Below are 23,840 nucleotides of genomic sequence, written 5' to 3' on the forward strand. Positions count from 1 at the left end.
AGCGATACTATTACAAGTAAAAACTAATTAGATAAAAACTTTACCATCTTTTTATTAAATAGATAAATATAAAAAAGCGGTAAACAAACATTTAAGCAAACAGCATACACATTATTAATACACAATTAAAGTGCAATGTCGTTATACTTTCTCGGTTGTTGCAAAAAGCAATGATTATTTTATTAACCACTGACCTTGTCGTTTTATATATTGGCCTGCTGGTGTCTTTTCTTGCGCTTTACTACCCGCTTTTTTTTCTACTTCATTTAAAGGGACATGGCTTTCATTGGACACTTTCTGGTATTGGGTTTTACGTGCCTGATTAATCAGTTGCGCAATTTCACTGGCGTCGCCTTCATTTTTAACAACGCCTAAATAACCATCAGCCTGTTCACCAACAAGACCTTGCGCTTTGGCTTGGCTTAATGAATCCATAGCTTGCTCTAAATTTAATGCAAATGCAGAAAAAGATAACATAATGGACAATAATGCTATGGTTGCCTTTTTACAGATAGTCATAACAAACTCCTTAGTAAATACATCATATTTTATTGATTTGAGTGTGAATATAGATTGTTCTATTGACCACAATCAAAAGAATAGATGAAAATAAAACTTATACAATTAATATAATCCAGATTTATTGATTATATTATCTAATGCTTTATCAACCTTAATATTAATTTCATGGTCTATCTTAACGTTTAAATTGATATTAATTGGCTCGCTAGGTGCTTGTACTTTAACCGTCGGCGAACATCCGATTAACATACCTGCTAATACCATTATAACCATAACATTTCGCATCATAAAATAACCCCTTATTTTGAAGATTCTTTTTTTAAATGTGCTTGAATTCGTTTACGAACTGGTTCGCTAATTTGATCAGACAACTGTAAACTCATCAGCAATTTAGTCATGTTTTCTTCAAGATTGATATTTAAATTAACCGCTTTGCCATTTTCGACATCTAAATTGCTTCCTTGAATATTTAATCCAAGCTTGGCTATTTCGTTGGCATAATTAACAGTACCTTGTAGCTTAGTATAATGAAAATTTTTAATAATATCAGTGAGTATTTTCATATTAGGGTTATTTTGTGCATAATTTTTCAAAGCAGAATTTTCAAACTGTAAATAGCCTTCGTTGATTGTGGTTAACTGACCATTTTTAATCGCAAGTTCAAACACAGATCCATCTTTCTTTTTCGCTTTTAGTAATGTAACGGGTAAATAACCATCAATTGTACCTACCCCAGCAAGTCCTTCAGCTGGGTATTTAGCAAGAATCTCTTTTAACTGTATTTGCTTTAGCTTTAAGCTTAATTGTTGGGGTAATTTAGCTAAATTCAATTTACTCGGTTCAATAAAAATTGAACCAGAAAAAATATTAGCTTGAAGCTTTTTCCAAGTCACTACTCCTTTGCTAGGAGCTTTAAATGAAGCGGAATAACTACCCACTAATTTTACCTTTTTAAAGGCGATACCCATATTTACTTCTTGGACATTTAACGCCGGCGTCGAAATCATAAATCGGTTATCTTTAACAATAATATTGACATCACCTGTCACCGATTTGATTTCACTACTTTTATAAATACCATTGAGTTTATTCATCGTTAGCATTGCTGTAACAAAGAGTTGATTACGATCAAATGGAATTTTTGATTCAAGTTGAATGTTCAAATTCCCTGCGGCAGAGTCAAGGATTAAATCGTTAGAAAGATTCGTCTTTTCTATGTTAATTGAAGCTTTATCTGAAGTCATTAACGCCAATTGATTACCAGACACCCAGCCAGTAAATGGCAATATTACATGACTATTTTTTAGACCAAATTGATTTAAAGATGACTTAAAAAGACCGTTTTGTACATTAAACTGTGAGGCAGTTTGATCAAAGAATAAAGTTGCCGATAATTGTGTGATATCTTGAGTATTGGTTGATAGATTAAGTTGTATAGCTTGTTGCTGTTTACTGATATCGACTTTTAAATCTAATTGTTCTTTATCTTGTTCATAAAATCGCAATGTATCTATATGAATTGTCTTAGGTGACCAATAAATAATCGTTGGAATCAAAGAGAGATCAAGATCGGATTGATTAAGATTTTCAGTAGCAGTATCAACTACGTTGCCGACAGAATCTAAAACCGTTTCAGATTGATTTATTTGCCAGTGAACATCCAAATTGTTTGCTGATAAATGTGACCACGAAATTAACACATTTCTAGCCGTTATAGAGATTTGAGATTGCTTACTTACAGTAAGTTCATCAAAAGTAAGACCTTTAAAACCAATGCTAGCACCATGCCAGTCGACCATAATCCCATGTTTCTGCTTGAATGACTGCCAATAACGCCATCCATACAAGCAAAATAGTACGATCAAAAATAAGATACTCAGTGATATCCAATAGCGTTTTTTTAAGCGAACCATAATAGTTCTCGATTTGGCAAAAATAATTGCAGGGTATCTATCCCCTGCAATAAATGTCTATTAATTTTGAGATTGTTCTCGCTGTGTAATATATGCCAGCGCCTTATCAATTCTAGTAAGCGTGCGCTTTTTACCAACTGCAAAAACCGTCGCATCAACCGATGGTGATTGCCCGATGCCTGTTACGGCAACGCGTAGTGGCATGCCGACTTTTCCCATACCAACATCAAGCTCAGTTGCCGTTGCTTCAATGGCATGGTGAATTTTATCAATTTGCCAATCAAAATCAGCAATCGCTTCAATTTTTGCTTTAATTGCTTCTAATGGCTCTTTGGCGACTGGACGTAAATGTTTTTTAGCCGCATCAGCATCAAACTCAGCAAAGTCTTGATAACAATAAGAACAAGATTCAGCTATTTCTTTTAGCGTTTTACAACGTTCGCCAAATAGCTTAATGATTGTAATGAGATCGGGACCGTTAGCTAAATCATAGCCTTGTTGATTCATATGCCAAACTAAATGCTGAGCAACATAATCTGCATCTAAATGATTAATATAATGGTGATTTAACCAAAGTAGTTTTTCAGTATTAAATGCACTGGCTGATTTACTCACCGCATCTAATGAAAAATAACTAATCATTTCGGGTACTGAAAATATCTCTTGATCGCCATGAGACCAACCAAGGCGCACTAAATAGTTAAGTAGAGCTTCAGGCAAATAGCCATCATCACGATATTGCATTACACTTACCGCACCATGACGCTTAGATAATTTTTGTCCATCATCTCCTAAGATCATCGATACATGTCCATATTCAGGAATCGGTGCACCTAACGCTTTTAGAATATTAATCTGACGAGGTGTGTTATTAATATGATCTTCTCCACGAATAACGTGAGTAATTTCCATATCCCAATCATCAACAACCACACAGAAATTATAAGTTGGTGAACCGTCAGTGCGACGAATAATAAGATCATCAAGCTCTTTATTGGCAATCTCAATCGGTCCACGAATTAAATCATTAAAGATAACGGTACCATCAATAGGATTAGCAAAACGAACAACATGAGGTTCATCATGAGAATGTTCTTTTTGTACCGAATCACAACGGCAATGGCCATCGTAACGCGCCTTTTCACCTTTTGCCATTTGTTCTTCACGCAATTTTTCAAGGCGTTCTTTAGAACAATAACAACGATAAGCGGTACCTTTGGCTAACATTTCATCAATGACCTGATGGTAACGATCAAAACGTTTAGTTTGATAATAAGGACCTTCATCCCATGATAATTTTAACCAATTCATACCCTCCATAATCGCTTCAATCGCTTCGGGTGTTGAACGCTCAAGATCGGTATCTTCAATACGTAATACAAATGTACCTTTTGCATGGCGAGTATAAAGCCAAGAATAAAGTGCAGTACGAGCACCACCTACGTGTAAATAGCCTGTTGGGCTGGGTGCAAAACGGGTTTTGATTTTCATGAAATAATCCTAAAAATAACAAAAACGAGCGCCTCATTAACCAGACTGTGGCTTACGCTCCCTTTTCTTATTCTGCCTGTTGCTCTGACAGAATAACATTTTGATATAAATTTGATTTAGTTACCTATTCTAACACGCCGAAAGGTTTCGGCAATAGTGCCATTAATGTTAGAAAGTTAAACCATGCTGTGTAAAAAAGTTTCAGAAAAGCATGTGTTTCAGTATAAAATTAACATTTAGCCATTTTATTTAAGTTAAAGCTAATTTATTTAGTACTGATCTAGCCTCATTAGTGTGCTTCATCCCAATTATCGCCCACGCCGACATCCACTTTTAATGGTATAGATAGCTGATAACAATTTTCCATAATTGATTTTATTTGAGTTTGATACTGTTCAATCAATTCCTCTTTTACTTCAAATACGAGTTCATCGTGGACTTGCATCACCATCCTAATATTACCTATAGGCAGGCTTTTAATCCATTCACTTACTTTAATCATCGCTGTTTTGATGATATCAGCCGCCGTACCTTGCATTGGCGCATTAATGGCGGCTCGTTCAGCTCCTCGGCGTTCAATGCCACTTCCTGATTTAATTTTAGGTAGATATAATCGTCGACCAGATAGCGTTTCAATATAACCTTGTTCTGTCGCTTGTTGGCGGATTTCGTCCATATACGTTTGAACACTTGGATAGCGTTCAAAATAGCGATCGATATAAAATTGGGCTTCTTTTCGAGCAATATTAATTTGTTTTGATAAGCCATATGCACTCATACCATAAATTAGCCCAAAGTTAACGGCTTTTGCTCGTCTTCGCTCTTCAGAAGTTACTTCAGATTCAGATTTTCCCAAAATTTCGCTAGCTGTGACACGATGAATATCTTTGTTGTGAGAAAAAGCATCAAGTAAACTTTTATCTTGCGATAAGTGTGCCATGATACGCAATTCGATTTGTGAGTAGTCGGCAGAAATAATCTTATAACCTGTTGGTGCAATAAATGCCTGTCGAATTCGACGACCTTCTTCATTGCGAACAGGAATATTCTGTAAATTAGGCTCATTTGAAGACAATCGTCCTGTTATCGTACCAATTTGGTTATAATTAGTGTGTATCCGATGATCAACTGGGCTAAGCATTAATGGTAATTTATCAGTATACGTATTTTTCAACTTAGCTAAGCTACGATAAAGTAAAATCATGCGTGGTAGCTCATATTGATTAGCTAGCTCTCTCAAAACCTCTTCACTAGTTGAAGGATCGCCTTTGGGCGTTTTTTTGAGTACTGGTAATTGATGCTTATCAAATAAAAGGACTTGAATTTGCTTAGGTGATGCTGGGTTAAATTTTTCACCTGCTAACAATTGTAACGTTTCTTGAATTTCGTTCAATTTGTTATTCAACTCAGCTGAATGCTTATTTAATAATTTAGCATCCACCAGAACGCCTGTTCTTTCCATTTCAGCTATTACAATAGCAAGTGGCATTTCAATATCAGTGAATAGTTTTTTTAATTTTTGGTTTTTTTCAAGAGTTGGCCATAACTTATGATGCAATTGCAATGTAATATCGGCATCTTCCGCAGCATATTGTGTGGTTTTTTCTACCTCAATAGCATCAATAGTAACTTGAATTTTATCAAATTTAGTTAATTCATCATAAGTAATCGTCTTGTGGTTCAAATAGCGATTGGCCAAACTATCCATATCATAACGTTCAGTACTGTTTAGTACATAAGATTCAAGCATAGTGTCAAATGCGATACCTTGAACGGTTATGCCATAGTTGGCCAATACGCTGTAATCAAATTTTGCATTTTGAGCGATTTTTTTTATTTCTGGATTTTCAAGTATTGGTTTCAATTTAGCCAGAACATCATTGAGAGGAAGCTGTTTTGGAACACCTAAATATTGGTGAGCAAGTGGAATATAAGCCGCTTGGTAAGGTTCAACACTCAATGAGATACCAACTAATTTAGCGTGCACATGATCAACATTATCCGTTTCGGTATCAAAAGCAAATTGCTTGCTGTTGCTTAATTTGGTTATCCATTCATCGAGTTGTTCATTGGTTAATATACACTGGTAATCGGTTTCATTTTTTTGCAAAGTTGCTGTAGGTTGTTCTTGAGAAAATAAATCATCTTCAATCTCGACAACCATATTTTTTTGTTGCTTTAGGAAGGTACCTGCAATTAATTCTTTTTGCCAACGATGAAAACCATAATAACTAAATAACTCAATTAACGCATTAACGTCAATATTTCCGATCAATAATTGTTCATTGGTAAAATCTAATTTAACATCCGTTTTGATTGTTGCTAATAGATAAGAAAGTTCAGCATCATTCTGATTATCAATCAATTTTTGTTTTAAGGATTTAGCTCCTCGAATAGCCAATTTTTCAACATCATCTAATCGATTATAAATATCTTTTACGCCATCAAATTGGGATAATAAACTTTGTGCTGTTTTTTCACCTACTCCAGGCACACCAGGAATATTATCGGAAGAATCACCTCTTAACGCTAAATAATCAATCATCTTTTCTGGTGGAACACCAAATTTTTCCATGACACCTTTTGAATCAAGAATGGTATTATTCATGGTATTAATAAGTGTAATTTTATCGCTTACTAACTGCGCCATATCTTTATCGCCAGTACTAATCAAGACTTCAAGATTTGCCTTTTCTGCTTGCCTAGCCAATGTACCAATTACATCATCTGCTTCAACACCTTCAACACAAAGCAGTGGTAGTCCCATCGCTTTTAAAATGGTATGAATAGGCTCAATTTGTGGGCGAAGATTTTCAGGCATCGCTTCACGAGTAGCTTTATATTCACTATAAATTTCGTTACGAAACGATCCGCCTTTAGCATCAAATACAACAGCAATATGTGTCGGATCGTATTGATTTAACAAGCTACGAATCATATTAATGACGCCAAAAATAGCGCCTGTTGGTTCACCTTTGGCATTAGTTAACGGAGGGCATGCAAAAAAAGCACGGTAAAGATAAGAAGATCCATCAATTAAAATAATTGGTGTGTTATTTGGCATTATAGTTACCTAAACGTTATGCTATATAATAACTGACAGTATAACCTAATTAGTCATAATATTCTTATCATCATAGATAATATAATGTAAAGATATTTCAGGTTAGTTAGACGTTTCAGCAAAAAACTATGTATTGCACAACAAGTGTTATATAATATTGTATTCAATTTCACCTGAGTATTTGATAAATGACAGTATTAAGTCTTGCCGCGCAAAAAGTCAAAGATGCACTAGCAGCCAAAAATCTTGAAACTCCATCATGCCATCTAGCTATGAATAATAATGAGCGTAAAGCAAAAATCGAGGCTCATTTTCGTGAAATTATGAAATTAATGGAACTTGATTTGACAGATGACAGCCTTGCTCAGACCCCTCATCGTGTGTCAAAAATGTATGTTGATGAGATTTTTTCTGGCCTTTATTATGAAAATTTTCCGAAAATTACGTTAATCGACAATAAAATGCAAGTGGATGAGATGATTACCGTTCGTGACATTACATTAACTAGTGTATGTGAGCACCATTTTGTAACAATAGACGGTAAAGCAACGGTTTCTTATATTCCAAAAGATAAAGTAATTGGCCTGTCTAAAATCAATCGCATTGTTGAGTTTTTTTCACAGCGTCCCCAAGTACAAGAACGGTTAACCCAGCAAATTTTAGTGGCTCTACAAACTTTGCTTGGTACGGTCAATGTTGCTGTTTCAATTGACGCCACCCACTACTGTGTAAAAGCAAGAGGAATTAAAGACTCTAGTAGCATCACAACAACTACTGCGCTTGGTGGTGGATTTAAAACTAATCCAAGCACAAGACAAGAGTTTTTACGGGCACTTAATCATTACTGATCTTACTAATGGTTATATTTGGCTAATTAAGTTTTAGACACTGGTCAACAATCAAGCTGTTGCCAAAACTAGTACAAAAAGCTCGATAGAAAACCGCAATACCTAGCTTTATATTTCGTGCATCTTCAATAAAGATTGGTATAATTCTTGGTTACTTAATATAAATAACATTGTTTTCATGAAGATTATCCGTGGTATAACTAATTTAAAAAATCAATTCTCTCAATGTGTTTTAACCTTGGGAAATTTTGATGGCGTTCATTTAGGGCACCAACAGTTAATTAACCATATTATTAAACAAGGTAAAAAACGAAACTTGCCTACAGTTGTTATGTTGTTTGAGCCACAACCGTTAGAGTTTTTTACACAAAATAATGCGCCCTCACGGTTAACTTCATTTCAGGAAAAAGTCATTTTTATTGAAAAATTTGGTGTTGACTATATTCTCGCAATTCCATTTACAAAAAAATTTGCTCACATGTCAGCGAATCATTTTATTCAAGATTGGTTGATTAATGAGCTACAAGCTAAATATATCGCCATTGGTGATGATTTTCGATTTGGATTTGACCGTAAAGGAGATATAAACCTTTTACAGCAATATGCACATACCAACGATTTTATCGTCGAAAGTATGCCAACATTCGTTTGGAATAATTTTCGTATTAGTAGCACTGCTGTGCGCCAAGCACTTTTAAATAACGACTTTAAATTGGCTCATTGTCTTTTAGGTCGAGATTATACCATTCAAGGTCGCGTAATACATGGTAATGCTTTGGCAAGACAATTAGGTTTTCCAACCGCAAATATTCACTTACACCGAAAAAAGCCTGCACTACAAGGCGTCTATTTTGTTAAAGTTAGAAATATTTGTAATAATCAACTTTATGATGGCGTTGCCAATATTGGTTTAAGACCAACCATTAATGGAAAAAAGGCGATTTTAGAAGTGAATATATTTGACTTTTCGGATGATATTTATGGACAATATTTAGACATAACATTCATCGAAAAATTACGCGATGAGAAAAAATTTGATTCATTAGCAGAATTAAAACAACAAATTACACAAGATGTTTGCACTGCGAAAAATATCAGTGCACAATTAACCAATTAAAAGTAGTATCAACAAATTTAACTGGAATAAATCAGCATGACAGACTATAAAAATACATTGAATCTACCTGAAACAGGGTTTCCTATGCGAGGCGATCTTGCTAAGCGCGAACCAGCAATGTTACAAAATTGGTACGATAAAGAACTTTATCGCAAAATTCGCTCTGCGAAAAAAGGCAAAAAAAGCTTTATTTTGCATGATGGTCCTCCTTATGCCAATGGGAAATTACATATTGGTCATGCCGTTAATAAAATCCTTAAAGACATTATTATCAAATCAAAAGGATTGAGTGGCTATAATTCACCTTATATCCCTGGGTGGGACTGTCATGGTTTACCGATTGAGCAAAAAGTTGAGGAGCAAGTTGGTAAACCTGGGGTTAAAGTTTCGTCTGCTGAATTTCGCCAAATTTGCCGTGATTATGCGGCTTCACAAGTTGAACTACAAAAGGCGGATTTTATCCGTATGGGTGTATTGGGTGATTGGCAAAATCCTTACCGTACAATGGACTATAATACGGAAGCAAATATTATCCGCACTTTAGGTAACGTTATAAAAAATGGCCATTTAGTAAAAGGTGCCAAACCCGTCTATTGGTGTACGGATTGTATGTCATCTTTGGCTGAAGCTGAGGTGGAATATTATGATAAATCATCGCCTGCCATTGATGTGAGATTTAAAGCTGTTGATAATCAAGCCGTAGCAAATAAATTTGGTATCAATACTAATTTAACCATTTATGCTGTTATTTGGACAACCACCCCTTGGACATTACCAGCTAGCCGAGGGATAGCTTTAAATGCTGATTTTGAATATCAACTTGTTCAAATCAATGATAAAGAGTGCTTAATTTTAGCAACTGATTTAGTTGAGTCTGTGATGCAACGCGCCAATATCAGAGAATGGAAAGTGTTAGGTAACTGTCATGGTGATGCCCTTGAGTTATTGCGTTTTAAACATCCATTTCTTGATTTTGATGAGCCAGTTGTACTTGGTGATCACGTTACTATTGATGCTGGTACTGGTGCAGTACACACCGCACCCGGACATGGTACAGAAGACTTTATGGTCGGTCAAAAATATGGTCTTGAAGTGGCAAATCCAGTTGGTGGTAATGGTTGTTACTTGCCAGGAACAGGTGCAGGCTTAGACGGGTTATTTGTATTTAAAGCGAATAAAGCCGTTGTTGAGATCTTAAAAGAACATAATGCATTATTACACTTTGAAAATATTGAACATAGCTATCCATGTTGTTGGCGCCATAAAACACCCGTTATTTTTCGTGCGACACCGCAATGGTTTATTAGCATGGAAAAACAAGATTTGCGCTTGCAATCATTAAAAGAAATTAAACAAGTGCGTTGGATCCCGGATTGGGGGCAAGCGCGCATTGAAACTATGGTTGCTAATCGCCCAGACTGGTGTATTTCTCGTCAGCGTACGTGGGGTGTACCTATGACATTGTTTGTACACAAAGAGACTGAGGAACTTCACCCAGACACATTAGCTTTAATTGAAAAAATAGCTAAGCTAGTTGAAAAAGATGGCATTCAAGCTTGGTGGGATGCGGACATTAAAGATCTTCTCGGTCCAGATGCTGATGATTATCGTAAAGTTCCTGATACGTTAGATGTTTGGTTTGATTCGGGATCTACTTTTTCATCGGTGGTTCGCGCTCGTCCAGAATTCGAAGGTCATGATACCGATATATATTTAGAAGGTTCAGATCAACATCGTGGTTGGTTTATGTCTTCGTTAATGTTATCTACTGCAATTGATAACAAAGCACCTTATAAGCAAGTACTTACTCATGGTTTTGTGGTTGATGGACAAGGTCGTAAGATGTCTAAATCTCTCGGTAATATCGTTACCCCCCAAGAAGTGATGAATAAGCTTGGTGCCGATATTTTACGTTTATGGATTGCATCTACCGATTATTCGGGTGAAATGAGTTATTCAGATGAAATTATCAAGCGAGCGGCGGATAGCTATCGTCGTATTCGTAATACTGCTCGCTTTTTGCTAGCGAATTTAAATGGATTTGATCCAGTGACCGATATGGTTAAGCCAGATGATATGGTTGTACTTGATCGCTGGGCGGTGAGCATGGCGAAAGAAGCACAAGAACACATTATTCAGGCATATGAAAATTATGATTTCCATAAAGTTGTACAACGCATTATGCAATTTTGTTCAATCGAAATGGGATCATTTTATTTAGATATCATTAAAGATCGTCAGTACACAGCCAAAAGTGATAGTATTGCACGCCACAGTTGTCAAACCGCTTTATATCATATTGCTCAAGCGATGGTTCGCTGGATTGCTCCGATCTTATCATTTACTGCAGATGAAATCTGGCAATACTTACCAGCAGCAGAAAAACAAGAATTCGTTTTTGAAGATGAATGGTATAGCGCATTATTTGCATTATCGGATAATGAAATCTTGAATAGTGAATACTGGTCGAAAATTTTAACAATTCGTAGCGAAGTGAATAAAGTACTTGAACAAGGTCGTAATGATAAAGTAATCGGTGGTGCTCTTGAAGCGGATGTTACTCTTTATGCTGATGAAGAGATTGCTACAACATTAGCTAACTTAGAAAACGAGTTACGTTTTGTTTTACTTACATCACAAGCTAGTGTTAAACCATTACAAACAGCACCAGAAAACGCGGTACAAAGTGATATTCAAGGACTGAAAATTGAGTTGGCCAAAGCACAAGGCGATAAATGTCCTCGTTGTTGGCACTACACAACAGATAATGAACCAACAACACATTTATGTAAGCGTTGTGAGGAAAACATCCATGGCAATGGCGAGATAAGGTATTTTGCATAAGCAATAATAAAGCCATTTAACGCACAAAATCAGCTATAGCGATCCCTATAGCAACTTAGTACCTTTCCCGCCGACGATTGTCGGCGGAAATATAATAATGAGCATAAATTATATGAAAAAAGATAACGGACTTTACTGGTTATTATTTGCAATCATTGTTTTTATCATTGATATAACAAGTAAATTTTGGATTATAAATAACTTCTCGTTATTTGAATCAGTAAACCTTCTACCCTTCTTCTCGATCACTTATGTCCGCAACATTGGGGCTGCCTTTAGCATTTTTGAAGGTCAACGTACAATGCTTGCTGTTTTTGCTTTGATAATCAGTGTCGTGATTATGCACATGTTATATCGCAATAGTCGTAAACAAAAATTAGAGAACCTTTCATTATCACTGATTCTGGGAGGAGCATTTGGTAATTTATTTGATCGTATTTACCATGGTTTTGTGGTTGACTTTTTAGATGTCAACTTTGGTAATTGGCATTATCCAACCTTTAATATTGCTGACTGTGCAATTTGTGCTGGTATTGGCTTATTTATTTTCTGTAGTTACAAAAAACCGAAGAAGACGGCATAACATGCAAATTATTTTAGCTAACCCGCGTGGATTTTGTGCCGGTGTTGATCGTGCTATCACCATTGTTGAACGTGCACTAGAATTATTTGGCGCACCCGTTTATGTCCGCCACGAGGTTGTACATAATCGTTACGTTGTCAATCGCCTAAAAGAATTAGGTGCTATTTTTATTGAAGATATTAATGAAGTCCCCGATAACACGATTCTTATATTTTCAGCGCATGGTGTATCTAAAGCCGTTCGAGAAGAAGCAAAACAACGTAAATTGCGTGTTTTTGATGCGACTTGCCCACTTGTGACTAAGGTACATATGGAAGTTGCTCGATCTAGTTATCGTGGCGAAGAAGTTATTTTAATCGGTCATGCTGGTCACATTGAGGTTGATGGGACAATGGGGCAGTATAATAACCCTGAAGGTGGTATTTATTTAGTCGAATCGATCGATGATGTACAAAAACTACAAGTAAAAAACGAAAATAACCTTTGCTTTACCACTCAAACAACTTTATCGGTTGATGATACTGCCGAGATCATTGTCGCTTTAAAAAAACGTTTTCCTGATATTCGTAGTCCACGTAAAAATGATATTTGCTATGCCACAACCAATCGCCAACAAGCGGTAAAACAACTATCCTCATGCGCAGATATTGTTTTGGTCGTCGGTTCTAAAAATTCATCTAATTCAAATCGTCTAGCAGAGCTTGCTAGACGCAACAGTAAACAGGCTTATTTAATTGATTTTGCTTCAGACATCCAAAAAGAGTGGTTAGTAAATGCGCATACGATAGGGGTAACCGCTGGTGCTTCTGCCCCCGATATCTTAGTGCAGCAAGTCATTGATCACTTAAAAATTCTTGGTTGTACATCACTCATTGAAACGGATGGCATTTTAGAAAATATCACGTTTGAAATTCCTAAAGAATTACGCATCGATGTTAAATCTAGCTGATTATTTAGTAATAGCTTTAAGTCGCTCAAATTTTACGAGTAATTGCTCTTGTGTTTCAACGTGTTGAGGATCGGCAATAATTGCATTTTGAATAGGGCAAACACACTGGCATGTAGAATGATCATAATAACCCACACATTCCGTACATTTATTCGGATCGATTTCATATGTGTCAAAGCCCATTGAGATAGCCTCGTTTGGGCACTCAGGCTCACACATATCACAATTGATACATTTTGATGTTATTTTTAGTGCCATTGCTTTGTTATCTTCATCAACTCTAGAAATTTGCGCCATTATAGCGCAATCGCGAATAAATCAGAATAAAGATCACATTATGGCTGATTGGGTCGTTCAATTATTGTAAAAAAGTTTCAGAAAAATATGCGTTGTAGTATAAAATAGATAATTTATATTAGATAATTTTCATAATTATTACAATTTATTAATAATAGTTATCAATTTCATTTTTATTTATTGCGATACAATGGTTAAAAAATAATAACAAAACATAAGGATGAAAAAGATTGTTAAAGTTTTTTAAAAAAAAGTATTTATTCATAGCCGTCATTACTTTTGCAATTATTTATATTACAAAAATAATTTTTTTCTCTTCGCAAACGACAGTTAATTATATTACGTCACCAGCAACAAAAGGCAATATTGAAAAAACAGTCCTAGCAGATGGGACAATTAGTGCATTTAAACAAGTCAGTGTTGGTGCTCAAGTTTCAGGTCAAATTAAAAAGCTTTATGTTGAATTGGGTGATGAAGTTAAACAAGGCGATATGATTGCCGAGATTGACGATCTTAAACAAAGTAATGATTTAAAACAATCAGAAGCATCACTCAATAGTTTAGAAGCACAGCGTGAAGCTAAAAAAGCGAAATTAATTAACTATCAATTAACTTATGATCGCCATCGCAAGTTAGTTAATAAAGGCGTTGGTGCTCAATCTGATTTGGATGCAGCAAAAGCCGAGCTTGATGTAATTAAAGCCGATATTGCAGCACTTGATGCCGATATTGTTAAAGCACAAGTTGCTGTAGATACAGCGAAAGTGAACTTAGGATATACTAAAATTCGCTCACCTATTGATGGTGTAATTGTCGCAATTCCAGTCGATGAAGGGCAAACAGTTAACTCCGTGCAAAGTGCACCAACCATAGTTAAAGTAGCTCAGCTTGATAAAATGACCATTGAGGCACAAATTTCTGAAGCTGATGTGGTTAATGTTAAAAAAGGAATGCCAGTTTATTTTACTATTTTAGGTCAACCTAATAGGCGTTTTGATGGTTTAACTCTGCGCGCAATCGAGCCTGCGCCAGACTCGATTAATACAGAGGCAACCTCGTCAAGCTCATCATCCACAAAAAGTGCAATTTATTACAATGGGTTATTTGATGTGGATAATCCCGATCATATTTTAAGAATTTCAATGACAGCGCAAGTTTATATCGTTTTGTCCGAAGCAAAAGATGTGCTAACTATTCCTTCTCAAGCAATCCAAAAAAAATTAGACAAAAATAAAGCGGTTATTTATCTGTTAAATAAATATAAAGAAATTGAAGAGCGTGAGGTTATTTTGGGTGCCGATAACAATATCAATGTTGAAATAAAATCAGGTATTAAAGAAGGTGATATTGTTGTGGTCAGTAGTGCTAATGGCGCTTCAATAGGCAATAATGCAAGATCACCAAGGATTCGATTCTAACATGGGGAATAATATACCGCTTATCAAGCTTGAGAATATTGTTCGTGAGTTTCCTGCAGGAGATTCAACCATACAAGTTCTTAAAGGCATCAATCTGACAATTAATGCTGGTGAAATGGTAGCTATTATTGGGGCTTCAGGATCTGGAAAGTCCACTTTGATGAATATTTTAGGCTGCCTAGATAAACCAACCTCAGGGACTTACTCTATTAGTGGACGCGCAACAAGGAAGTTATCCCTTGATGAGCTAGCTGAATTACGTCGTGAGCATTTTGGCTTTATCTTTCAACGTTATCATTTATTAAATGCACTAACCGCACGTGGAAATGTAGAAATTCCTGCTATTTATGCGGGTATTACCAGCGAGCAACGACAAAAAAGAGCGAATGAAATTTTAACCCGTTTAGGGCTTGCCGACAAAATAGATAATAAACCTAGCCAGTTATCGGGAGGACAGCAACAACGAGTCAGTATTGGTCGAGCTTTAATTAATGGTGGACAAATTATTTTAGCTGATGAACCAACAGGAGCCCTCGATCGTAAAAGTGGTTTAGAAGTGATGGCAATATTACAAGAATTACACCAACAAGGTCACACGGTTATTATTGTTACTCACGATACAAATATTGCTAAAAGTGCCCAGCGAGTTGTTGAAATTAGTGACGGGAATATTGTTTCTGATTCAATTAACCAAAATTACCAATCTGAACAAAATTGCAATGCTAATCGCCAAGTTAAGCAGATCGAAGCGACTAAAACGCAAGATAATTTCTGGGCAAAATATTATCGTTTTCGTGATGCGTTTAAAATGGCTATTTTATCGATGGTCTCACAACGGTTACGAACTATTTTAACTATGTTAGGTATTATAATTGGTATTGCCTCTGTGGTGTCAGTTGTTGCGTTAGGTCAAGGTACCAAACAAAAAATTTTATCTAATATTAATTCATTAGGAACGAGTACTTTAGAAATTTATGCCGGATCGGGATTTGGTGATCGCAATGCGGATAAAATCACTACATTGCGCTCATCTGATGCGGATTTTTTAGCTCAACAAAGCTTTGTTCATAGTACGACCCCAAACCTTGCAACCAGTGTCTATTTTCGAATTAACAACCTTGCTGTAATAGGAACTGTAAATGGTGTTGGTGAGCAATTTTTTGCCGTTCGTGGCTATAATATTACACAGGGGAAATCTTTCGATGAAACAAGTATTATTGCTTCCACACAAGATGCGGTAATCGATGAAAATACGGTTAAACGATTATTTGCCAATCAAAATCCTATTGGAAAAATTTTAATGGTGGGACAATTACCAGTAAGAATAATTGGTATTGCTACCAAACAACAACAAGGGTTTGGTAGCAATGAGAGTTTAAATATTTGGTTACCTTATACCACAGTTATTAATCGTATGGTTGGGCAAACGTCATTAAAAAGTATTACGGTACGCGTTAACGATAATGTTGATCTATCGGTTGCTGAGCAAGCTATTAATCAAATTATGTTAAAAAGGCATGGCACAAAAGACTTTTATATTTTTAACTCAGACAATATACGAGAAACAATTAATTCCTCAACTCGGGTAATGACTCTATTGGTTTCAGCTATTGCGCTAATTTCACTTATTGTTGGCGGTATTGGGGTGATGAATATCATGTTAGTCTCGGTCACCGAAAGAACTCGCGAAATTGGTGTACGTATGGCGGTTGGTGCTCGTTCAAGTGATATACTACAACAATTTTTGATCGAAGCAGTATTAGTTTGCCTAATTGGTGGAACAATAGGTATTTTACTTTCATTTGCTATTGGGTTTGTTTTTAATGCTGTTGTTACGTCATTTGCTATGAGTTTTTCCATTCTTGCCATTATTGCCGCATTTAGTTGCTCCAGTATAATTGGCATTATCTTTGGCTACTTTCCAGCAAGACGAGCTGCTAAGCTTGATCCTATTCATGCTTTAGAAAGAGAATAATCATATTCTTATAATAAAAAATCCCTTTGCATAAAATAGCTATGCAAAGGGATGGTAATATTAGTACTAAACGCTTAACTTATCTATTAAAAATAATAAGTTATACTTTTAGTAAAAAATGATAACAATGATATATCATCACATTATTTTTTATCGGAATTTGTTTTTTGCTCTACTTTTGCATTAGGATCTAACCCAGCAACAAATGCAGTCACTCTTGCATAGTCATTAATAAATGCTTCATCACTAGTTATATTAAGTTGATTTGCTATGATAAAAAACTTACGATTAACAATAACAGTAGGAATAGACTCTGGTTTCATCTCTTTAATTGCACTTGCTTGTTGCGCCATAAAGGCTTTAACTAAAAAGCCATCTTTGGTTTTATCATACACTTCACCACTGATACCTAATTTTTCAAAAACCACTTTAATATCATCAGCTGTTTTTATTGTTTTATCTTTTTGAACTGCATTATAAAGTGCAACTGAAGCTTTATCTTCAATACCAAGGACATTCGCTACAGCCCACGCTTGCGCAAGCTCTTTAGCTAGTGGTCCAAAATCCTCTAAATGATAACGTTTAAATTTGACTCCCTCAGGTAAAGCTTTACCAATGGTGTGCGAACCTTGATTTTGAATTTCAAATCTAAAACAGCTTGGACAATTAAACGAAAAAAACTCTATAACTTCTTTGTCAGGTGAAGGGTTTGTTGGCAATGCAGCATATTGTTTGCCTAATTCGATCGGCTCTGGCGCAGTTGTGGTTGTTGATACTTCGGATTTAGTTGTTGTTTTACCTTCATCTGCAAAACAGTTTACAGAAAAAAGTGCAATACTAATTGCTATCAGCGTTTTTTTCATATTCATAATCCTCCTTATTCTTTTATAATTCCACGTGCTTTTAACAACGCAGATTTAAAATCTTCTTCATAATCTTTTTTTAGGCCTGGAATAGCTTCGCTCTTATCTGAGCCTCGCATTTTTAAATGATAAATTAAAACTTCGTCACTCAAGTCCTTTAATTCACCTTCAAACCCCGCTTCTTGACCCAATTTAGCTAAAAATTGTAATAGGTTAAGATCTGAATCACTTTCCCAAGCGGGTTGTAATAATTCCATTACTTCATCAATACGATGACATTTCATAATTAATACCTTTTTTAATCCTCAAAGCAATTGAAGATGATGATATAAAATTTAATTTACATATTAAAAACAGGCTGGTATATACTCAATTTCATGAATAATTGAGCTGCTATGTTTAAAATATGTATGCTAAAACTTAAAACAACTTTGTTATATAGTAATGTTATTTTGTTTTTTGGCAATGCAAAAGAGAAATAATTTATGAAAAGTGTACCAATTACTGCAATTATTCTAGCAGGAGGGCAAAGTTTACGAATGAATGGTGATGATAAAGGATTACTGTTGTTAAACGGAAAACCGCTTTACCAACATGTCATTAACCATATCAAACCTCAAGTTGACTCAATTATGATTAACTGCAATCGTAATACTAATCAATATCGAAAAGCTCAATACCCAGTATTTAGCGATGATCTAACTGGCTATTTAGGGCCATTATCTGGCATTTACAGTGGGTTATTACGTAGTGAAACAGATTGGAATTTATTTGTTAGTTGTGATACCCCTTTCTTACCAAATGATTTAATCGCGCGTTTAGCAATACATACTTCAAACAGCAAAGCAATCTACCCGTGTGATGGTCAGTATAATCACCCAACTATTTTGCTTATTCATAAAGCAGTTATCCAAAAACTTAAATTGTATTTGGAACAAGGTAATCGTAAATTAATGTCATTTTTAGAACAAATTGATGCAAAATCCGTTGATTTTAATGATCAGACTTTTTGTTTTATTAATATCAATACGCCTGAAGAACTTAAACAAGCAAATCAAATAAAAAACTACTGAGATAGAAATAAGATAAGTATATCATCGGTATTAAGGCTATTTATCAATAGATAATATAGCCTTAATAATGGGAGCAGGTTATTTTATTTAAAGTAGTTCATATCAACGCCTAATCGCTATTTATTTGTTATGCTAACCATTTCTGAAATTGCTCAGCAAATAATTCTATTTCTTCATCTTGTGTGGACCATGAGGTGCAAAAACGCAAACCAATGTGTTTAGCATCAGTTTGTCCAAGATTATCTACGGCGTAATGAGCAAGAATTTTTTCAGCCAGTTGGATTGGACAATTAACAAATAGCTGATTACTTTGTGGTTTGGCGATAAATGTTAACCCTGCTTTCTCAAATAGTGTTTTTAATTTATCAGCCATCTCATTACTGTGCTTCCCTAACTCAAAATAAAGATTATTTTGCATTAATGCTTTAATTTGTATGGCAATAATCCAGCTTTTGGCTAAGATTGCTCCTTTTTGCTTCATGCTAAAACGAAAATCTTGATTAATGGAAAGATTATTAAATATCACCGCTTCACCAGCAAAAGCCCCCACTTTAGTTCCACCAATATAAAATACATCAGTATATTTTGCTAAATCAGGAAAAGTAATATCATTATCTTTTGCCGTTAATGCCATCGCTAATCTTGCACCATCTAAATAAAGATAAAGGTGATTTTTTTGGCAAAATTGATATAGTTTTTTGAGTTCTTGCTTGGTATATACCGTACCGAGTTCTGTCGTATTTGAGATATAGACAAGTTTAGGTTGTACCATATGCTCATCGCAATGATGAGTTAAAACAGGCTTAATCAATTCTGGTGTCAGTTTCCCATCTTCCGTTTGCACTGTTAACACTTTATGCCCTGTCGCCTCAATAGCGCCAGTTTCATGCACATTAATATGCCCTGTGTCAGTTGCAATAACCGCTTGATAAGGTCTTAATATATGTGAAATTACTGTTAAATTAGTAATAGTTCCTCCAGGCATAAAATGAATATCAGCCTTTGGTGATTTCAATTGTTTTTTTATGCTTTCTATTGCATGATCACAGATATCATCTAAACCATAACCACTCAATTTTTTATCAGCAATATCAATAAAATTTTTTAGTAAATGAGGGTGAACCGTTTGATTATAATCATTCAAAAAATCGTACATATAACGCTCCTTCTCCAACAGGCATTGTATAAAATAGTGTAATATTACCTAATCTTCAATATAGCACATTAGAGTAAAGAATCGATGAACAACCGGAAAATTATTGGGATTTGTGGTTATAGTGGTAACGGCAAAACAACTTTACTAAAAAAGATCATTGAATTATTCGTTGAACAAGGTTTTACTATTGGTTCATTAAAACATGCGCACCATAACATTGAGTTTGATATTCCTGGTAAAGATAGTTATGAATTGCGAAAAGCTGGATCTTTGCAAACAATTATTGCATGTAATAATCGTTATGCAATGATTCAAGAAACACCGAATAAACCAGCAGATTTAATCACGCTCATTAATCAATTTAATGATGTTGATATTATATTGATTGAAGGATTTAAAGACGAAAATATTCCTAAAATCATTTGTCATCGTCAAGCAAATAAAAAGCCCCTCTATATAGATGAGTTTACAATAGCGATAGCCAGTGATGAACCATTAGATGTTTCTGTGCCTATTTTTGATATCAATCAACCAATTCAAATTGTTGATTTTATAAAAAGATATTTATTTAAACAATAATATATCGTATCTTATCTACCTTTTTACTTTATATTATATAAAATTAGCATGATTCGTTTATTAAAAAAAATTCTAGCCATTGCCAAAAAGGTAATAATCGGACTAATGCTACTATCTGTTTTTTCAACTTTAGTTATGCGTTGGTGGAATCCTCCATATGGGTCTATGTTAATGATAGAACGTAAAGTCATGCATTGGAATATACCTCAACAACGAGTTTGGAAAGATTGGAATGAAATTTCGGACAATATTAAAATTGCCGTAATAGCCTCAGAAGATCAAAATTTTGCTGTGCATTGGGGATTTGATTTTAATGCTATTCGCATCGCCTTAGATCATAATCAAAATAGCAAAAAAATCAAAGGAGCTAGCACAATCACTCAGCAAGTTGCTAAAAATATCTTTTTATGGCCATCTCGTAGCTGGATTCGCAAAGGTGTTGAGTCTTGGTTTACATTGTGGATAGAACTATTTTGGCCCAAAAAACGTATACTGGAAATCTATTTAAATTGTGCTGAATGGGGAGAGGGTATTTTTGGTATTGAAGCCGCCGCTCAGCACTATTTTAATGTTAGTGCTAATCAGTTAACTGCAAAGCAAGCAAGTTTACTTGCAGCAATATTACCTAACCCAAGGCGTTGGAGTCCAACAATAGCAAGTGAACGGGTACAAAAAAGAGCTAAATGGATTTATAACCAAATGAATAATTTGGGTAATAAAAATTATCTAAAAAAGCTAAAATAGCGTTTATTGTTAGATAAATGTCTTAATAAATTCAGGAACAATTTTACTTGCAGGTCCATAAATTTTTGTTTGGAATAAATTTTGTTTAAAGCTAGGCTCTAAATTCAGTTCAATGGTTTTAGCACCAGATTGATTTGCAATCTGAACAAACCCCGCTGCTGGATAAACATTCCCTGATGTACCTATTGAAATAAAATAATCTGTTTGTAACAGTGCGTCATGGATAGCATCCATTTGTAATGGAATCTCTCCAAACCAAACAATATGTGGGCGGATTAATGTATTTTGTGCATAATCGATATCTTTATTACAATCAATAATCTGCCCTGTTTTTTCATTACGAACTTTTAATAACTCACCATGCATGTGAATAATATTTTTTGATCCAGCTTGTTCATGCAAATTATCTACATTTTGTGTCACAATTAATACGTTATCAAAACCTAACTTTTGTTCTAGTTCTGCCAATGCAAAATGCGCAGCATTGGGTTTTACATTAGGATCTTGTAATTTATTACGCAACATATTATAAAATTGATGAACAGCAATCGGATCTCGAATATATCCCTCATAGGTTGCAACATCATCTACATTATACCCTTCCCACAATCCATTTTGTGCACGGAACGTTGATAATCCAGATTCAGCTGAAATACCAGCGCCAGTTAAAATGACAATTTTAGGTGCTTTCATAATTGTATATATACCTTCGCTATTTAATTATTTTGCTATAAATTAAACATCTATAGTGCTTATCGTGTGATTAAAAAAATAATTAGGATTATTGCTTATATTCAGTTGTAAAAATCTGTAATGCTGGCTTATTTAGTTTTTGATATTGGCTATAAGCGCTTGCTACCTTTTGGCGGGTAACTTCTTTTGGTTCAACTTTTAGCCAGCTATCAATCATTGCATAAACGCTATATGCTTCAGGTGCCATTCGGTGCATAGTTAAAATCAGTGGCGTAATACCTAAACGAGATAGCGGTGGTGAAAAATATTGCTGACTTTTGCATGCAAATACTGCTGCATAACGCGATTTTTGTTTTGCCTGTTGCTCTTTTGAGAGTGTTTCCCATCGCCAGCTATCAGGTAAATATTTACGCCATGACCATTCCATTAACGAATCATGACCAATATAAACAACTAAGTCAGCCTTGCCTCCAACAATAACTTTTTTATCACCAAACAAATAGGATTGCTCTTTTTTACCAGCAGCATAATCTAGAAAATCATTGACAGTATCATCTATATATTTACCATTATATGCTTGCGCTATGATATAAACATCTTGATTTTGATGTTTATAAATTATTTCTTCTAATATTTTATCATTGCTTGGCCGATTAATTTTTATAACTTGCCACTCTTTTTGTTTTGCAAAATAGGTTTTAAAACCATAAGCGGCTCCCCAATAAAGATTACTTTTTGGATCTTGTCCATTACCTATAGCTTTTGGAACAGGAACAATCTTTTGGTATTTGTTATCACATAGTGCAACAAGAACATGGATAACTTTTGGTTTAGCTAAACATGAAAAAGAAAACATTAACCATATAATGGGTATAAAAAATAAGAAGGAAGTAATTTTCTTCATTAAAAAATCACATCTTTATTAATAATCAAAAATTAATCTTTCATACTATATCATTTTTTTTATTATAAAAATCCATAATATTATTTTATTTAATAAGTTATGTAAGATTAAATCTCAATACTTTATATGATCCTAGCCAAAATATTAAATAGTATCCGCCTTTACAATAGACTTAATGTATTAACCCGTACACCATAAGGTATAGCTTGCAGCAAAAGGATTCATGTTATTATTTCTTATCATTTTTTCAAAATAAAAACTTCAATAAAATCAATGGTTTTTCTGACTGATTTTTATTGTACTAGAACTTAATTTGAATGGACATACCGTATTGGTTGTCTCTATACGGTTTAAGATGACCTAATCATATGAATAATTTTATTATATATTTTTTCAATCCAAACAATTGAGTAATGACAACACAATAAGTTTACTGGAAATATGGCGAAATTAAGGGTAATAGCTGATGGTATAAATAGATAGATTATAATAATATCTACATTCAGGGCTGATGATCTATGATAATTTTCCACAATGAATGGACAGGTAATCCATAAGATAAAACTTATTAAAATACCAACAATCATCCCACAAAAAACTAAACCTGATGGTCGTTTTATTTAATATAACGATTGAAATAATAATAAAACAGCAATAACACAAACCATAAAATAGTAAATAATAAGACTCAGGTGTACCGTGTTTCCTGATAAAGTGATAACACTATCGATAACTTAGTAATCCCCCTATAAAATTAACCAACAATATAACAACTAGCTTAATCATTTTCATTGGTTTAGCCTTTTT

Annotated in this window: 21 protein-coding genes; 10 read left to right on the forward strand and 11 right to left on the reverse strand. The window is 34.6% G+C overall.

The annotated features are described in order from the left end of the window. Positions 1-174: 174 nt before the first annotated feature. The 5 genes from A9G40_RS11960 to polA form a co-directional block, all read right to left on the reverse strand. Positions 175-519 carry a YdbL family protein gene (locus A9G40_RS11960; RefSeq protein WP_065583222.1) on the reverse strand — a complete coding sequence of 115 codons (345 nt, stop codon included), beginning with the start codon at positions 517-519 and terminating at the stop codon, positions 175-177. 105 nt (positions 520-624) lie between these two features. Continuing rightward, the gene (locus tag A9G40_RS11965; protein WP_218056985.1) at positions 625-810 is read right to left on the reverse strand and encodes a YnbE family lipoprotein; all 186 of its coding nucleotides are present in this window, start codon (positions 808-810) and stop codon (positions 625-627) included. Positions 811-821: 11 nt separating this feature from the next. Then, positions 822-2,435 (reverse strand): intermembrane phospholipid transport protein YdbH family protein, encoded by a 1,614-nt coding sequence (locus tag A9G40_RS11970; RefSeq protein ID WP_065583223.1) that lies wholly within the window; start codon positions 2,433-2,435, stop codon positions 822-824. A gap of 60 nt (positions 2,436-2,495) precedes the next feature. Next, a complete protein-coding gene (gene gltX / locus A9G40_RS11975; RefSeq protein ID WP_065583224.1) occupies positions 2,496-3,926 on the reverse strand; it encodes a glutamate--tRNA ligase in 1,431 nt (476 codons plus the stop codon). A gap of 289 nt (positions 3,927-4,215) precedes the next feature. After that, a complete protein-coding gene (gene polA, locus A9G40_RS11980; RefSeq protein ID WP_065583225.1) occupies positions 4,216-6,990 on the reverse strand; it encodes a DNA polymerase I in 2,775 nt (924 codons plus the stop codon). A gap of 188 nt (positions 6,991-7,178) precedes the next feature. On the opposite strand from polA, the gene folE reads away from it, so the two are divergent. The 5 genes from folE (at position 7,179) to ispH (ending at position 13,331) form a co-directional block, all read left to right on the forward strand. Beyond that, positions 7,179-7,838, forward strand: a complete 660-nt coding sequence (folE, locus tag A9G40_RS11985; RefSeq protein WP_065566090.1) for a GTP cyclohydrolase I FolE — start codon at positions 7,179-7,181, stop codon at positions 7,836-7,838. A 178-nt stretch (positions 7,839-8,016) separates the two neighbouring features. Then, positions 8,017-8,955 carry a bifunctional riboflavin kinase/FAD synthetase gene (gene ribF / locus A9G40_RS11990; protein ID WP_065583226.1) on the forward strand — a complete coding sequence of 313 codons (939 nt, stop codon included), beginning with the start codon at positions 8,017-8,019 and terminating at the stop codon, positions 8,953-8,955. 36 nt (positions 8,956-8,991) lie between these two features. Then, the gene (gene ileS / locus A9G40_RS11995) at positions 8,992-11,799 is read left to right on the forward strand and encodes an isoleucine--tRNA ligase (protein WP_065583227.1); all 2,808 of its coding nucleotides are present in this window, start codon (positions 8,992-8,994) and stop codon (positions 11,797-11,799) included. Between the two features lie 97 nt (positions 11,800-11,896). Then, complete coding sequence (gene lspA / locus A9G40_RS12000) at positions 11,897-12,382, forward strand: signal peptidase II (protein ID WP_218058018.1); 486 nt, start codon at positions 11,897-11,899, stop codon at positions 12,380-12,382. 1 nt (position 12,383) lies between these two features. After that, positions 12,384-13,331: a 4-hydroxy-3-methylbut-2-enyl diphosphate reductase gene (gene ispH, locus A9G40_RS12005; RefSeq protein WP_065583229.1), complete on the forward strand. Its 948-nt coding sequence runs from the start codon at positions 12,384-12,386 to the stop codon at positions 13,329-13,331. Here ispH and A9G40_RS12010 read toward each other — a convergent pair whose 3' ends face one another. Beyond that, positions 13,332-13,589: a YfhL family 4Fe-4S dicluster ferredoxin gene (locus A9G40_RS12010; protein WP_065583331.1), complete on the reverse strand. Its 258-nt coding sequence runs from the start codon at positions 13,587-13,589 to the stop codon at positions 13,332-13,334. A 269-nt stretch (positions 13,590-13,858) separates the two neighbouring features. On the opposite strand from A9G40_RS12010, the gene A9G40_RS12015 reads away from it, so the two are divergent. Further along, positions 13,859-15,046, forward strand: coding sequence for an efflux RND transporter periplasmic adaptor subunit (locus A9G40_RS12015; protein WP_065583230.1), 1,188 nt, complete (start codon positions 13,859-13,861; stop codon positions 15,044-15,046). After that, entirely contained in the window at positions 15,018-17,021 is a 2,004-nt protein-coding gene (locus tag A9G40_RS12020) for a MacB family efflux pump subunit (protein WP_255307317.1), read from the forward strand. The genes A9G40_RS12015 and A9G40_RS12020 overlap by 29 nt, the downstream gene beginning before the upstream one ends. Positions 17,022-17,164: 143 nt before the next feature. On the opposite strand, the gene A9G40_RS12025 is transcribed toward A9G40_RS12020, so the two are convergent. Together A9G40_RS12025 and A9G40_RS12030 are read right to left on the reverse strand one after the other, a co-directional pair. After that, entirely contained in the window at positions 17,165-17,890 is a 726-nt protein-coding gene (locus A9G40_RS12025) for a thioredoxin domain-containing protein (RefSeq protein ID WP_065583232.1), read from the reverse strand. 8 nt (positions 17,891-17,898) lie between these two features. After that, positions 17,899-18,168 carry a YihD family protein gene (locus A9G40_RS12030; protein WP_065568369.1) on the reverse strand — a complete coding sequence of 90 codons (270 nt, stop codon included), beginning with the start codon at positions 18,166-18,168 and terminating at the stop codon, positions 17,899-17,901. Positions 18,169-18,369: 201 nt separating this feature from the next. On the opposite strand from A9G40_RS12030, the gene mobA reads away from it, so the two are divergent. After that, the gene (mobA, locus tag A9G40_RS12035) at positions 18,370-18,957 is read left to right on the forward strand and encodes a molybdenum cofactor guanylyltransferase MobA (RefSeq protein WP_065583233.1); all 588 of its coding nucleotides are present in this window, start codon (positions 18,370-18,372) and stop codon (positions 18,955-18,957) included. Positions 18,958-19,084: 127 nt separating this feature from the next. Here the strand turns inward: mobA and A9G40_RS12040 are convergent, their stop codons facing one another. Next, positions 19,085-20,113 carry a threonine aldolase family protein gene (locus A9G40_RS12040; protein WP_065583234.1) on the reverse strand — a complete coding sequence of 343 codons (1,029 nt, stop codon included), beginning with the start codon at positions 20,111-20,113 and terminating at the stop codon, positions 19,085-19,087. An 84-nt stretch (positions 20,114-20,197) separates the two neighbouring features. Here A9G40_RS12040 and mobB point away from each other — a divergent pair, with 84 nt between their 5' ends. Continuing rightward, positions 20,198-20,692, forward strand: a complete 495-nt coding sequence (gene mobB, locus A9G40_RS12045; RefSeq protein ID WP_065568366.1) for a molybdopterin-guanine dinucleotide biosynthesis protein B — start codon at positions 20,198-20,200, stop codon at positions 20,690-20,692. 48 nt (positions 20,693-20,740) lie between these two features. Beyond that, positions 20,741-21,436 (forward strand): monofunctional biosynthetic peptidoglycan transglycosylase, encoded by a 696-nt coding sequence (gene mtgA / locus A9G40_RS12050; RefSeq protein ID WP_065583235.1) that lies wholly within the window; start codon positions 20,741-20,743, stop codon positions 21,434-21,436. Positions 21,437-21,445: 9 nt separating this feature from the next. Here the strand turns inward: mtgA and cobB are convergent, their stop codons facing one another. Together cobB and A9G40_RS12060 are read right to left on the reverse strand one after the other, a co-directional pair. Then, complete coding sequence (cobB, locus tag A9G40_RS12055; protein WP_065583236.1) at positions 21,446-22,129, reverse strand: Sir2 family NAD+-dependent deacetylase; 684 nt, start codon at positions 22,127-22,129, stop codon at positions 21,446-21,448. An 88-nt stretch (positions 22,130-22,217) separates the two neighbouring features. After that, complete coding sequence (locus A9G40_RS12060) at positions 22,218-23,033, reverse strand: hypothetical protein (protein ID WP_141675264.1); 816 nt, start codon at positions 23,031-23,033, stop codon at positions 22,218-22,220. Between the last annotated feature and the right edge of the window lie 807 nt (positions 23,034-23,840).

The sequence above is a fragment of the Gilliamella sp. Nev3-1 genome (assembly GCF_001690435.1).
Taxonomy (GTDB): Bacteria; Pseudomonadota; Gammaproteobacteria; order Enterobacterales; family Orbaceae; genus Gilliamella; species Gilliamella apicola_C.